We start from the raw sequence: 12899 nt of genomic DNA on the forward strand, positions 1-12899 counted from the left end.
TCTCGCAAAGCTCGTCAGGATTATTATGGCAAAATTACCTTTTCTTTTATTCAGGAGTTTGAGGCTTTCACATAACAGTACTTGTCTTTGTATTGAAAAATGTGTCCGTCAGTCAGGACGAAACCTCTTGGTTCTGGATGACTTCATTCTTCCCCAAAGCCTTTATCTTCTGTTCTCCCCTCTTGTTCTTCTATCAGAGCTTCCTGTGCCATTGTTATTAAAGCTCCCAATTCCAGATCCTCGTTGGAAAGGCTTTTCTGCCATTTTAATTCACCTTCAATATCTTCCAGCAATTGTTGAGCAAGTTCATCTTGAAGATGCTCTGGCAGTTTCTGGATTTCTGTGAATGCTTTTTGCAATAGAGTAGTCATGTTTTGTTCATGTTTTACGCGTATTGAACTATTTTACTACTTTTTCTACTCTTGCAATCTAACGGTTTAAGTTTGTCTAAGTAGGTGGGTGGAATTAAATATAAAATGAACATAGGTTGGGTTGAAGCATGAAACCCAACGCCCGCATGGGTTACGCTACCGCTAACCCATCCTACAAATAATTGTGCCTACCTACTTATAGCTTTATTGTCAACGACTTTAGGGAATAACGGGCTTCAATAAAAGGGCTTCTGAGGGCTGCTCAAGCATTAATAAGCTGTTCGTAATTTAAATTGCTTGTTGAGACGAGGCAAGAGGCAACAGTAAAGGAATTGGAGGAGATTCGGCTAATCTAAGAATAAGCAGTTTAAATAGGGTTTGCTGAATAAATGTGAAATGTAGGCAAGGTAGGGGTTTTGTGGCTTTACGAGCGAAACAGGTGCAAGATTTTTGCGTCTTCATCGGCCCGCGTCCTGTAGGGGCGAAGCATTTGGGCATAACCTATCGGTGAAACCGGAGATTTTCTATCCGAATGCTTCGCCCGTACTTTTTGCCGCAAACCCTAAATATGTCTTAGCTTACCAGCGCGTCCGCTTCGCTCTAATCTCAATCCTGTTGTGGCAACGATATCAGAGTTTTGTTTTTTACTTTTTGAACAGTCAACCAAACATTTAAACCGTCCACAACTGCTGTTGCCGTTGTGCTAGAATGGCGAAAAATTCCCCCCATTAATAATTATGTTAGCCGAATTAGCCGCCGCCGAAATCGCTAAAATCGCCTTTGAAGCTGTTATCGGTAAATTAACGGAAGGAGCAATGGATAAAGGTGTAGAATTGTGGCAAAAAATTAAGCAAAAGTTACAAAAGGAACCCTCCGCAGCACAGGTTTTAGCGGCAGCAGAACAAACTAAATCCGAGGCAATGATTGAACAGCAAGTGGTTCCTTTTTTACAGGTAGAAATGCTCAAAGACCCCAATTTTGCCCAAGAAATCCAAATCCTAGCACAACAAATTATGACAATTAATCAGAATCAAACAGAAACGAAAACTCAAATTGGTACACAAATAAACAAAGATATTAAACAACAATTGAACATTCAAGAAGTTAAGGGTAATTTAAATCTAGGAATCCCTCCTGAATGACTGGCGGATCTGCACGCAAAAGCAGACGCAATAGAAAATAATCGCAGTAGTCAAAGGAGTATTTTCAAGGGAGGAGATGCTCGAAAACGTCTCGCCTATTGGCAGGGAAGAGAGGAGGAAATCACCCAAATTAAGCAGTGGTTTAATGATCCAAATGTTGCGATGATTGGCATTAAAGGAGTTGGAGGAATTGGAAAATCTACCCTAGCCAGCAAAATTTTTGAGGAGGAAATTCCCCTCGATCCTTCCCTAGGGGACGATGAAGATTTATTCCCAAAACGCTTTTGGTGGGAAGCGGGAAATCTGGGCGGATTTAGTGGTTTAGCTCGCCAATTACTGACGGAATTTGGTTATCCTGTCCCCGAAAAAGAAATAGATTTACAGGAAGCTTTAATCAGACAATTGCAACGCCATCGCCACCTAATTATTATCGATAATCTAGAGAGTTTATTAGGGAAAGATGGTTCTTGGAATAATGAATTTTATCAGCAGTTTTTCACTGCTTGGATAGAAAAAGGTGACACGAGCAAAATTATAGTCACCACCAGAGAAAAGCCAAAACCTAGGGGTTTTAACCGTTGGATTGAGCTAAAAGGTTTGAAACCTCCTGAAGGGGCGCAATTGTTAGCGGAATCGCAAATAACAGGGGATCTAGAGAACTTTTCTCGACGGGTGGATGGTCATCCATTACTCCTGCGATTGGTGGCGGATTTAATCTTAGCAGAATTTCCGCAAAACCCCAGTTTAGAAAGGTTAGCGGATTTAGGATTAGGAAATTTATCGCAACTTTTGAGCGATCCGCAGGTGGTGGGGAGTCATCGTCAAGAGACAGTGGGAATTGCTTTAGTTTTAGATGCTAGTTTTCAGCGACTTAGCCAAAGACAGCAAGAATTATTCACTAAAACCAGCATTTATCGCCGAGAATTTGATTCTCCAGCAGCCAAAGCGGTGATGGATAATTACCCAGAGATCGCACTGTCCGAGATCACGGCAGATCTGCGAGAATTACAGCGACGATCATTATTAGAAGAAAAAGAGGAAAATCGCCAGCGAATTTTTAGTTTTCAGCCTTTAGTTTGGGAATATGCACAATACAAAGCCGGCGATCAAAGGGAATTACACCAAAAAGCGATCGCCTATTATCTTTCTATTGCTCAACCCGACTCCTGGGAAATCCTCAACGATGTGCAACCTTACCTAGAAATTTTCTATCATCGCTATCAGTTAACCGAGTACGACAATGCTTTTGGTATTCTCCGTGCTATCGAGGATTTTCTCACCCGACGGGGGTATTATCAAACCCTAGCCGATTATTACCTTGAATTAGTCACTGTTTACCAACAACAGGAGGAGCAAACCAACTGGAATTATGCCGCATCCCTCACCAGTTTAGGCAATGCTTACAATTACCTAGGAGAATACCAAAAAGCGATCGAGTTTTATCAACAGTCCTTAGCAATCAAACGCGAAATCGGTGATCGGGGGGGTGAAGCGAAATCCTACATAGGTTTAGGCAATGTTTACCGTTCCCTAGGAGAATACCAAAAAGCGATCGAGTTTCATCAACAGTCTTTAGCAATCGAACGGGAAATCGGTGATCGGGGGGGTGAAGCGAAATCCTACAATAATTTAGGCAATGTTTACGATTCCCTAGGAGAATACCAAAAAGCGATCGAGTTTTATCAACAGTCCTTAGCAATCAAACGGGAAATCGGTGATCGGGGGGGTGAAGCGAATTCCTACATGGGTTTAGGCATTGTTTACCAATCCCTAGGAGAATACCAAAAAGCGATCGAGTTTTATCAACAGTCCTTAGCAATCAAACGGGAAATCGGTGATCGGGGGGGTGAAGCGAATTCCTACATGGGTTTAGGCATTGTTTACAATTCCCTAGGAGAATACCAAAAAGCGATCGAGTTTTATCAACAGTCCCTAGCAATCACACGGGAAATCGGTGATCGGGGGGGTGAAGCGAATGCTTGGTTTAATCTGGGACTTACCTACTATAAACTCAAACGTATATCGGAAGCGAAAGAAGCATATCTTCAGTCGCGGGAATTATTTCAAGCATTGGGGTTAGCAGGATATGTTCAAAAGTGCGATGATAAAATTCGGCAATTAGAAACCCGAAAATATCCCTTAATCGTTGCTTTCTTTCTGGGGGTGGTTAAGTTTCCTTTAGTTTTAATTGGGGGGATAATATTGGCATTGTGGCGATTGTTAAAAAGATGGTTGAGGAAAGCATAATTATCGGTAGGATGGGTTAGGAATCCCTTATTTTTAACCTGAGTTTCACATCTGCTAATTTCCCCTCATAACTACCGTAAAGTGAGAAATTATAGTAATATTTCTAAGGATTACCAGAAAAGAAAGAGCGCCACGCTGCCGTGCCGATCGCTCCTCCTAAAAGAATAATTAACGTCCAAACTTGATTTTTTTGGGTTCCTTCCACCTTTTCTAGTCTTCTATCCATCCCATCGACTTTCTCAGTTAGTTTTGCCTGTCCTACCTCTAGCTTAGTTAACCGTTCGTCAATTTTGTCAAATTTCTGGTTAAAATCCTTCTGTAGGCTGTCAAATTTCTGGTTAACATCTTTCTGTAGGCTGTCAAATTTCTGGTTAAAATCCTTCTGTAGGCTGTCAAATTTCTGGTTGAAATCCTGTTGCAAGGTATCGATTTTTTGGTTAAAATCTTTCTGTAGTCCGTCAAATTTCTGGTTAAAATCCTTCTGTAGGCTGTCAAATTTCTGGTTAACATCCTGTTGCAAGGTATCGATTTTTTGGGTGACATCTCTTTGCAAGGTATCGATTTTTTGGTTAACCTCCTTGATGCTGTCTTTAATTTCCTTGAGGACGGATTCAAGACTATAAGTAACGGTTTCGTTAGACATTTTGGTAACATCCTTGGGAGTAATGATAGTACAATAATTTTATTTTAATCCTAAATCTGGTTATTAAAGACTGATTATTTATTGCCTAGGATTTAGTATTATGGCAATATTTCTAAGGATTGCCAGAAAAAAAGGATCGCCACGCTGCCGTGCCGATCGCCCCTCCTAAAAGAATAATTAACGTCCAAACTTGATTTTTTTGGGTTCCTTCCAGCTTTTCTAGTCTTCTATCCATCCCATCGACTTTCTCAGTTAGTTTTGCTTGTCCTACCTCTAGCTTAGTTAGCCGTTCGTCGATTTTGTCAAATTTCTGGTTAAAATCCTTTTGTAGGCTGTCAAATTTCTGGTTAACATCCTTTTGTAAGCTATCAAATTTCTGGTTAACATCCTGTTGCAAGATGTCGATTTTTTGGTTAACCTCCTTGATGCTGTCTTTGATTTCCTTGAGGACAGATTCAAGACTATAAGTAACGGTTTCGTTAGACATTTTGGTAAAATCCCTGGGAGTAATGATAGTATAATAATTTTATTTTAATCCTAAATCTGGTTATTAGAAACTGATTATCTATTGCCTCTCCTGATATGTAGCCTATACTCAACGGATTTAGTATAACTATCTCTGCCATTACTTTTGAAAAATGCTATAAATTTCCTCGGCAATATTTCTGCTACCTCCAGACTCTCCCACTCTAATTTTGCCATTTTCTAAACATCTGTGTAAATAACGAGAATCTGCCAAAATATCAATAATTTTAACCGCGGCATTTTTAAATAAATTTACCTCCGTGGGTTTCTGTCCAATAGTTATCACCGATTCCCCTAATAAGCGCATTTGTGCCTCGGCAAAAGGGTAGGTAAATTGGGGACCAAATCCGGGTATTTGTAGGACGGGTTTTCCTAATCCCACCGCTTGTTCTACTGCTGTACCCGCCATGGCTAAACAAGCGTCACAATGGTGTAGAATATCGGCAAAAGCATCACGATAACAGCACAATAAAGCCCCATTTTTCTCTAATTTTCCCGCTCCTAAATAATGCCATCCCTCTTGTTTAGCTAAATTTTCTAAGTCGGTTTCTCTGATACTAGGAACAATAGCAGCCCGAAACTGCATCGGTTTAATTTTAACTATTTCCTCACAGACTTGTAACTGTAAAGCCAAATTACTCAAAGCTTCGGGTAAACGACTCCCCGCTAATAAAGCAATCATGGGAATTTGACGATCTAATTCTAAATCTTTACCCGTTGGTGTTAAGACATCCATAATCGGATAACCGGCAAAAATCGCTTTTTTAATACCCCGATTTTGTAGGTCTGTTGCTGTATATTTATCCCGGGTAAAAACTCTTAAACAATTCTTCGATCTTAAACATAATTTTGTCAGCAAAGGTAATTTAATTGTGCCTTCGTAATAACTGGAAGTAGAAACAATAAAAGCCACAAAGGGACGACCGGTTAAACTAGCGATCGCAATCGGCACGATATCCCCCACTGCTATCAATAAATCACAATCCTTGCTAACTTTAAAAGCTGCCTGAATTTGCTGAATAGTTAGACTAATTAATCCCGCACCAATATCCTTAATCCAATTCAAAGGATTGGTATAAATAATTCCCCCCGATGGCATAGTGGCAGTGGGGGCAATAATTGGTACTGACAATTTTTGATAAGCTTTTCCCTCTCCCACTAAAGGCAAAGCAGCTATAGATAATTGGGGCTGAATTTTTTGTAATTCCCCCAGAATTAAACTAGCATTTAAATCCTCGCCATGACCATTACTAAGAAATAAAACCTGTTTAAGCATCGATTTGTTATCCTCTATATTCCCTTGCTGCCAAAGAAACCGCCACCGTCACCGATTTGGCTTCTATTTGCTTGCTGACTAGCAAAGTATGGCCCATTTTTAAAGCGGCAGCTTCAGCGACACTAGGGGTTCCTTCTTTCTTGTTGACAATAGCTGAGGGATTGGGGACATTAATATCTCTCAACTCCTCAGCAGTAAAGGTTTTTAGTGGCAATCCTTGCTCTTGACAATAGGCAATTAAACCCCGTTCATTAGCTTTGATGTCAAGGGTGGCGATACCAGCAATAGCGGCTAAAGAGAGGTGATAACGCTTAAAAACATCCCTAATTGCCCTATCTATGACCGCTTTCTCCGTCCCACGGATGCAACCTATTCCTAGCCATAATAATCGTCCATGGTACTGCACTTTTGCCCCGGAAGGATCGGGGTAAAAACCAGGTTGGCTAAAACCTGTCCACAGGGGACCTATCCCAATTAAATCGATTGCGGGTGAGTGGAAAGCAGGGGAAGCGCTAGTCATACAAGACTACAATATTTTTACCGGTTGAAATTGTTCGCCTTCGTCCAGTTGCCAAGCTTGTAAATCGATCGCTCGTCCTGAAACGACGGAGACAATTAAATAAGTATATCCTGACCAGGCTAATTGGCGATCAATTTCCGAGGGAATGGCGGCATGATCGGGATGGGAATGATAGATACCAATAATTTCTAGCTGGTTTTCCCGCGCCGATTTTTGAGCTTGTAAAAGCACTTCTGGCGCAATACTAAAGCGGTTTTTCCTATTACCTGACCAGTTATTTTCTGTGGTTTGCACGGTGATCACTTGGGCTGCTGTTTCGGTAATTTTTCCCAAGAGTAACCCACAACATTCTTCGGGATAGGTGGATTCTGCGTGGGTGAAAATACGCTGGTAAATTTGGTCTGTAATCAGGATCATAAGGGAAAATTTTCAAAACCTATTGATGTTAGTTTGCTTTGGCTATAGGGAACTTGAAAACTGGGTGCATCTCAATTTGGTCGAAATATCTATAGGACATTTTGGACGCAGGCGATGCGCCCTTACCATTGGCGCAATAATATTATTGTAGGGACTAATTGCCTTCGCTCTCTTTTAGTAACTTCTGCATCGCTGACTTAGGAATAACTTATTCTTGGCCGGTTCCAGCCAATGTTAAATTTATCTTATTGTCCCCTAACCTTTGCACTGAACTGATAAATGTCGATCGATTTTCGCAATCTTAATACACTTTGGGGTTCTATTTTAGTCGAAACATTGGCCCGTTTGGGATTGAAGATAGGGGTGGTTTCTCCCGGATCGCGATCGACTCCTTTAACGATAGCCTTGGCAAGACATCCTCAGATTGAAGCTATTCCCATCTTAGACGAGCGCTCGGCCGCCTTTTTTGCCCTGGGATTAGCCAAACAATTATATCAACCGGTGGTTTTAGTCTGCACTTCTGGCACTGCCACGGCTAATTTTTATCCCGCAGTCATTGAAGCAAAAGAAAGTCATGTCCCTTTATTAATTCTAACCGCCGATCGCCCCCCAGAATTGCGTCATGCTCACGCCGGTCAGACTATCGATCAAGTCAAACTCTACGGTAATTATCCAAATTGGCAAGCGGAAATTAGCTGTCCTAGTGCCAATATCGAGCGTTTACGCTATCTCCGTCAAACTATCATCCACGCGTGGTGGCGCTGTCTCGATCCTGTCCCCGGAGTGGTGCATCTCAACTTACCATTTCGGGATCCCCTCGCACCAACTCCCGATCTAGAAATTAACAATTTAGAGGCTAATTTTGACCAAGAGGCTTTTTTTAGCCATATATCTCGGCAAAATATGCCAATTAACCACTCAATTCTCCAAATTAATTCTTTACCCTCCAAAGGAATTATCATCGCGGGATTAGCTTCCCCGCAAAACCCTGAAAGTTACTGTCAGGCGATCGCTAATTTAGCCCGATCGCAACAATATCCCGTCTTAGCGGAAGCTTTATCTCCTCTGCGAAACTATGCAGGGTTAAATCCCCATCTCATCACCACCTATGATTTATTATTGCGGAATCCTGCCCTTAGAACCCAATTAACCCCCGATGTTGTCCTGCAAATTGGCGAATTACCCACCAGCAAAGAATTACGGACCTGGTTAGAAGAAATCGACTGTCCGCGCTGGATTATCGATCCCCATCCCGATAATTACGATCCTCTACAGGGAAAAACCGGACATCTCAGGGTAAATATCGAGCAATTAGGGGATTTATTCCCAGATCAAACCGATAATAATCGAGAATATCGGCAATTATGGCAAAAATTCGACCAGCAAGCTCGATTAACCATCGATCGCCTTTTGGCAGCAGAAACTAAACTGATTGAAGGGAAAATCCCCTGGCTGCTCTCCCAATACCTCCCCCCCCGCACCCCGATCTTTATCTCTAATAGTATGCCTGTTCGCTATGCCGAATTTTTTAACCCGCCTAGCGATCGCCAAATTCGTCCCTATTTTAACCGCGGGGCCAATGGCATCGACGGCAACCTCTCCACTGCAATAGGAATGGCTTATAAAAATGTCCCCAGTCTGCTATTAACGGGAGATTTAGCCCTATTACACGACACAAATGGTTTTTTAATCAAAAAATATTTTGTTGGCTCCTTGACCATAATTTTAATCAATAACAAGGGGGGAGGCATTTTCCAGATGTTGCCGATCGCCAAATTTGACCCTCCCTTTGAAGAATTTTTTGCCACTCCCCAAAATATCGACTTTTGCCAACTCTGTCGCACCTACGGTATTGATTACCATTTAATCAGCGATTGGACTGATTTTCAGGAAAAAATCGCAGTTTTACCGGAATCAGGCATAAGATTACTAGAAATATCCTGCGATCGAGCTTTTAATACCCAATGGTTCCTCAGTAATTATGTGTAGGGTGTGGGGTGTAGGGTGTGGGGTGTGGGGTGTGGGGTGTGGGGAGAATAAAGCTGCCTATTGCATGAGTGCCTATCCTGATATGTAGCCTATACTCAACGGATTTAGTATTAATTCCCTTTTTCGAGAAAGTGAATACAATGGGTGGAAAGAGTTAAAAGAGTCCGATGAATCGACAAAGACGGCAAAAATCAAGACAATTTTCTCTCCCTAGATATTCTATCTTTCCCCCGGAACAATGGCGATGGGGAGTGACTTCTCTGGTGATTAGCTTGGTCTTGTCCCTACTGATTTTAAAACTGAATACCTCTAGTCTCTCCACTGCCACCATAAATATTTTTAATCCCTCCACTGTGGGGGAGAATTTAGCCGGTAAGAGCCTAGATGAGTTAGAAAAGCAGAAAATCGCCGAATTTTTGCAAATTGCCCCGCCAGAAACCGAATTAACCCTCGATCGCACCCCTTTGTTTATTCTCCACGACACAGCTTGGAGTATGACTGCGGGTAACATCGAAGAACAGAAAAAATATGCTCGCGGTCCGATGAAATTGGGTCCCAATGTTTACATCCCCCGCAAACAGAATTCCAGGGATAGAGACATTTTAGACTCGATCGCCCGGCCTTTTTTTGAACGTCACCGTCCCACTGCCACTTTTTATGAACAAGCGGCCGAAATGCTGCCCGCAGACACCAGAGATCAATTAGTGCGTCAACTGTGGCAACTTACCCCAGAAACTATCCGCGTCAAGGGTTTTGCACTTGCTTTAGAGGGTGTTCCTTTGAGTACGCGGTCGGCTCCTGAGTTAGAAAAAAGAGCAAGAATTTGGTTAAATACGCCTTCAGAAGCCGTCTTTAGGCGTTTAGTCAAAGAATATCCCACAAATTACTTTGATGGGGCAAAAAGCACCGCATTATGGGCAACAGAAGCGATTTGTCAGCAGCTATCTCACCCTAATTGCGATCGCTTGCGACCAATTTTTGCCGAAAGAAATCGTCGGGTTATCTCCAGCGTTAACATTGAACTGGTACAGGCGCCGGGATCCCACTGTTTGACCAAAGGACGCTTGCAACCCCTCCCCGGTTACAGCGATTTTCAATACCAACAAACGGCGAAATATTATCTCCTAGCAGCCTTACAAACGGGACAATTACCGCAAATTGTCAGCCATTTTGCCGTAGATAGTTTTCTGATTAATCAAGGAAAATATCCCCATTGTGACCCCCGGGGTTTTGATCTACAACGTCTCTACAATCTCATCAGTCAAGCTTTGGATTATGACCCCGGCACTGTTTATGGTATCGTTCCCCGTTACGGCACAAATATTCTAGCCGGTGATAATATTTGGTGGCATAATCGAGTTTTTGACCAAGCAAATTTACCCACAACTTTAAATTAGACCTGATCATTTAGAAATATCCACTTCTCCCAAAGCTTCTAGATAAGTAATCGCCGCTTCTAAAGGAGAATCGTAGCCATATGAAAACTCCTCAAACCAGCGTCCTTCCTCCGATTTAGCATCTAATTTATCTAACCATTGCTTCGCCTTTCTAGTTAAAGCTTCTCGCTTGCGCTGCTGTTTTAATGCCGCCGCTTTTTCTTTTTCCGCTGCCTCCTGTTGTTGCCTTTCTTGGTTTTCTAAGGCTAAAGCTTTTAAAAGCGCATCGGTAGCAGAATCGCTGGCATAATTAACCTTAAATTCGTCTGGGTAACGATCTTTTTCTTGGCGAGAAGAAGGGGATGGCATCGGTTTTTCCTGATCCCGTTTCTGGTATTCTGCCTTCATTTGTGCCAGTAAATCTTCTATTTCTCCCATAATGATCAAGTTAGAAAGTAAAAAGTTAAATAGCGGGGTTCCTTATTTTTCCAAACGGACCACATACCACTGTAAATAACCCTTCTCACCCAGGTCTAACTCGCAGTAATTATCGCGCAGATAGAGAGATTTTTCCTCAAAACTAGAGAATTTCGCCAATTGTCGGGGACAAATCTCTGGTTTTGCGGTGATTAAATCTTTTAACTTATCCCGCAACTGGTCGGGAGTCTGGAATTGTTCAGGTTGATCGGCCTCAAGGACAAGAAAATAGTCCCCTTGATACATAATAGAATCGGGCATCGCTGTTTGATAGTCTCAGTAGGAAAATTTTTTGGCTATCTTTACCACTTTATCGCCTCAACGCTCGATCGACACCACCACTATGACAGACCATCTCACCAATCCCTTTCTCAGTCTCCCTTACGAAAGCGCCATGCAGGACTTGGGGGACCAATACTATGATCAAGTTGCGGCTGCGGATTTTCCCCGTCATATCCTTCGTTTTCGCAATGATGCTTTATTACCTTTGGTGGGAATTCAGCCAGAATTAACCTTACATGAGCATTTTATCGAGGCTTTTGGTAAATTTCAATCCCTGAACCCTTTTTTGGCCCTGCGTTACCACGGTTATCAATTTGGCGAGTATAATCCTTTCTTGGGAGATGGTCGCGGTTTTCTCTACGGTCAAGTTAGGGGTATTGATGGCAAATTATACGATTTTGGTACGAAAGGATCGGGACGGACCCCCTATTCCCGTCATGCGGACGGTAGGTTAACTCTCAAGGGTGGAGTCAGAGAAGTCTTAGCTGGGGAAGCTTTACGCGGTTTAGGGGTGAATACCTCTCGCTGTCTCAGTTTGGTGGAAACGGGGGAATCCCTCTGGCGCGGTGATGAACCTTCCCCGACGCGATCTTCGGTGATGATTCGAGTTAGTAATTCTCATATTCGTTTCGGGACTTTTGAGCGTTTATTTCATATTAAACGTAGCGATTTAATTAAAAGACTCCTCGATCATGTGATTATTTATTATTATCCTGAAATCAATCCCCAAGATAGCGATCGCTATTTAAAATTTTACGCCGCTTTAATCGAAAGAACCGCTAAATTAGCGGCCCAATGGATGGCCGCAGGTTTTTGTCATGGGGTTCTCAATACCGATAATATGTCAATTACCGGGGAAAGTTTCGATTATGGTCCCTACGCTTTTATTCCTTCCTATAACCCCCAATTTACGGCGGCCTATTTCGACTACGGTGGTCGTTATAGTTATGGCAATCAGCCTTTTATCTGTCGCTTAAATCTAGAGTTACTGCAATCTCCCCTGGCCATGGTCGTCTCCTTGTTAGAGTTAGATCTGGCTTTGGCTAACTATGACCAGCATTACAATTTTTATTATCAAAAAATGATGCTCAAAAAGTTAGGTTTTGAGGATATTTTTACTCCCGAATCTGCTTTACTGGTCAGCAAAACCGTGGAAGTTCTCCAAGAAACTGGCCTCGGTTATCACGAATTTTTCTATCAATTAAGTGAACAATTTAATTACGGTTGGCGAGAAAATAGTTCTCTAATTCTTGAAAATATGGATTTACCGAAAGCTGATTGGCAACGTTGGCGAGAATTATATAGTTTGGTCTTAAATCAATTACCCCTAGATTCCTTAGCTCAAATTGGCGATACCTTAACGCATTATAATCCTAAAACCGCTTTACTTAGACCGCTAATCGAATCGGTTTGGGAAGCCATTACCTATAAAGATGATTGGCAACCTTTCCAAGAATTAGTGATAAAATTACAAAATAAACAGTAATTAAGTAATAAGTAGTGGTGCAAAATTAACTTGGCTCTTCGGGAATTGTTATGCAAATAATTAACTTAAAATAAAATTCGATGAGAGCGCCTACGCTCAAAAGTAGCTGAAATCCATACAGGGAAGGACTTAAGGCACAAACAGGTTA

The 12899-nt window shown here is 42.0% G+C and carries 13 protein-coding genes; 5 read left to right on the forward strand and 8 right to left on the reverse strand.

Annotated elements, in window-relative coordinates:
* Positions 1-143 precede the first annotated feature (143 nt).
* Complete coding sequence (locus EWV68_RS04530) at positions 144-371, reverse strand: hypothetical protein (RefSeq protein WP_002756907.1); 228 nt, start codon at positions 369-371, stop codon at positions 144-146.
* A gap of 737 nt (positions 372-1108) precedes the next feature.
* On the opposite strand from EWV68_RS04530, the gene EWV68_RS04535 reads away from it, so the two are divergent.
* Positions 1109-1513: a hypothetical protein gene (locus EWV68_RS04535; RefSeq protein WP_287168965.1), complete on the forward strand. Its 405-nt coding sequence runs from the start codon at positions 1109-1111 to the stop codon at positions 1511-1513.
* 120 nt (positions 1514-1633) lie between these two features.
* Positions 1634-3760, forward strand: a complete 2127-nt coding sequence (locus EWV68_RS04540) for a tetratricopeptide repeat protein (protein WP_287168973.1) — start codon at positions 1634-1636, stop codon at positions 3758-3760.
* Between the two features lie 103 nt (positions 3761-3863).
* Here the strand turns inward: EWV68_RS04540 and EWV68_RS04545 are convergent, their stop codons facing one another.
* The 5 genes from EWV68_RS04545 to EWV68_RS04565 form a co-directional block, all read right to left on the reverse strand.
* Positions 3864-4403, reverse strand: coding sequence for a DUF4164 family protein (locus tag EWV68_RS04545; protein WP_061430121.1), 540 nt, complete (start codon positions 4401-4403; stop codon positions 3864-3866).
* A 112-nt stretch (positions 4404-4515) separates the two neighbouring features.
* Positions 4516-4890 (reverse strand): DUF4164 family protein, encoded by a 375-nt coding sequence (locus tag EWV68_RS04550; protein WP_069475307.1) that lies wholly within the window; start codon positions 4888-4890, stop codon positions 4516-4518.
* A 138-nt stretch (positions 4891-5028) separates the two neighbouring features.
* Positions 5029-6204, reverse strand: a complete 1176-nt coding sequence (locus EWV68_RS04555; RefSeq protein WP_287168967.1) for a lipid-A-disaccharide synthase-related protein — start codon at positions 6202-6204, stop codon at positions 5029-5031.
* Between the two features lie 7 nt (positions 6205-6211).
* Complete coding sequence (locus EWV68_RS04560) at positions 6212-6724, reverse strand: cobalamin biosynthesis protein (protein ID WP_287168968.1); 513 nt, start codon at positions 6722-6724, stop codon at positions 6212-6214.
* A gap of 6 nt (positions 6725-6730) precedes the next feature.
* The gene (locus EWV68_RS04565; protein ID WP_002756899.1) at positions 6731-7141 is read right to left on the reverse strand and encodes a M67 family metallopeptidase; all 411 of its coding nucleotides are present in this window, start codon (positions 7139-7141) and stop codon (positions 6731-6733) included.
* A gap of 279 nt (positions 7142-7420) precedes the next feature.
* Here EWV68_RS04565 and menD point away from each other — a divergent pair, with 279 nt between their 5' ends.
* The gene (gene menD, locus EWV68_RS04570) at positions 7421-9130 is read left to right on the forward strand and encodes a 2-succinyl-5-enolpyruvyl-6-hydroxy-3-cyclohexene-1-carboxylic-acid synthase (RefSeq protein WP_287168969.1); all 1710 of its coding nucleotides are present in this window, start codon (positions 7421-7423) and stop codon (positions 9128-9130) included.
* Between the two features lie 167 nt (positions 9131-9297).
* Positions 9298-10527 carry a hypothetical protein gene (locus tag EWV68_RS04575; protein WP_287168970.1) on the forward strand — a complete coding sequence of 410 codons (1230 nt, stop codon included), beginning with the start codon at positions 9298-9300 and terminating at the stop codon, positions 10525-10527.
* 6 nt (positions 10528-10533) lie between these two features.
* Here EWV68_RS04575 and EWV68_RS04580 read toward each other — a convergent pair whose 3' ends face one another.
* Both EWV68_RS04580 and EWV68_RS04585 read right to left on the reverse strand, forming a co-directional pair.
* Positions 10534-10944, reverse strand: a complete 411-nt coding sequence (locus EWV68_RS04580; RefSeq protein ID WP_061430114.1) for a salt stress protein, Slr1339 family — start codon at positions 10942-10944, stop codon at positions 10534-10536.
* A 42-nt stretch (positions 10945-10986) separates the two neighbouring features.
* Positions 10987-11244 (reverse strand): CRR7 family NDH-1 assembly protein, encoded by a 258-nt coding sequence (locus EWV68_RS04585; RefSeq protein ID WP_287168971.1) that lies wholly within the window; start codon positions 11242-11244, stop codon positions 10987-10989.
* Positions 11245-11326: 82 nt separating this feature from the next.
* On the opposite strand from EWV68_RS04585, the gene EWV68_RS04590 reads away from it, so the two are divergent.
* Complete coding sequence (locus tag EWV68_RS04590; RefSeq protein ID WP_502705786.1) at positions 11327-12751, forward strand: protein adenylyltransferase SelO; 1425 nt, start codon at positions 11327-11329, stop codon at positions 12749-12751.
* The last annotated feature ends 148 nt before the right edge of the window (positions 12752-12899 follow it).

Origin of the sequence: Microcystis sp. M_QC_C_20170808_M9Col (assembly GCF_007095495.1) — a bacterium.
In the GTDB taxonomy this organism is placed as follows: Bacteria; Cyanobacteriota; Cyanobacteriia; order Cyanobacteriales; family Microcystaceae; genus Microcystis; species Microcystis aeruginosa.

What these genes read in the sequence shown, in the direction of transcription:
- EWV68_RS04530 (WP_002756907.1), bottom strand. Translation starts at nt 371, where the DNA reads ATGACTACTCTATTGCAAAAAGCATTCACAGAAATCCAGAAACTGCCA.
- EWV68_RS04535 (WP_287168965.1), top strand. Translation starts at nt 1,109, where the DNA reads ATGTTAGCCGAATTAGCCGCCGCCGAAATCGCTAAAATCGCCTTTGAA.
- EWV68_RS04545 (WP_061430121.1), bottom strand. Translation starts at nt 4,403, where the DNA reads ATGTCTAACGAAACCGTTACTTATAGTCTTGAATCCGTCCTCAAGGAA.
- EWV68_RS04550 (WP_069475307.1), bottom strand. Translation starts at nt 4,890, where the DNA reads ATGTCTAACGAAACCGTTACTTATAGTCTTGAATCTGTCCTCAAGGAA.
- EWV68_RS04555 (WP_287168967.1), bottom strand. Translation starts at nt 6,204, where the DNA reads ATGCTTAAACAGGTTTTATTTCTTAGTAATGGTCATGGCGAGGATTTA.
- EWV68_RS04560 (WP_287168968.1), bottom strand. Translation starts at nt 6,724, where the DNA reads ATGACTAGCGCTTCCCCTGCTTTCCACTCACCCGCAATCGATTTAATT.
- EWV68_RS04565 (WP_002756899.1), bottom strand. Translation starts at nt 7,141, where the DNA reads ATGATCCTGATTACAGACCAAATTTACCAGCGTATTTTCACCCACGCA.
- menD (WP_287168969.1), top strand. Translation starts at nt 7,421, where the DNA reads ATGTCGATCGATTTTCGCAATCTTAATACACTTTGGGGTTCTATTTTA.
- EWV68_RS04575 (WP_287168970.1), top strand. Translation starts at nt 9,298, where the DNA reads ATGAATCGACAAAGACGGCAAAAATCAAGACAATTTTCTCTCCCTAGA.
- EWV68_RS04580 (WP_061430114.1), bottom strand. Translation starts at nt 10,944, where the DNA reads ATGGGAGAAATAGAAGATTTACTGGCACAAATGAAGGCAGAATACCAG.
- EWV68_RS04585 (WP_287168971.1), bottom strand. Translation starts at nt 11,244, where the DNA reads ATGCCCGATTCTATTATGTATCAAGGGGACTATTTTCTTGTCCTTGAG.
- EWV68_RS04590 (WP_502705786.1), top strand. Translation starts at nt 11,327, where the DNA reads ATGACAGACCATCTCACCAATCCCTTTCTCAGTCTCCCTTACGAAAGC.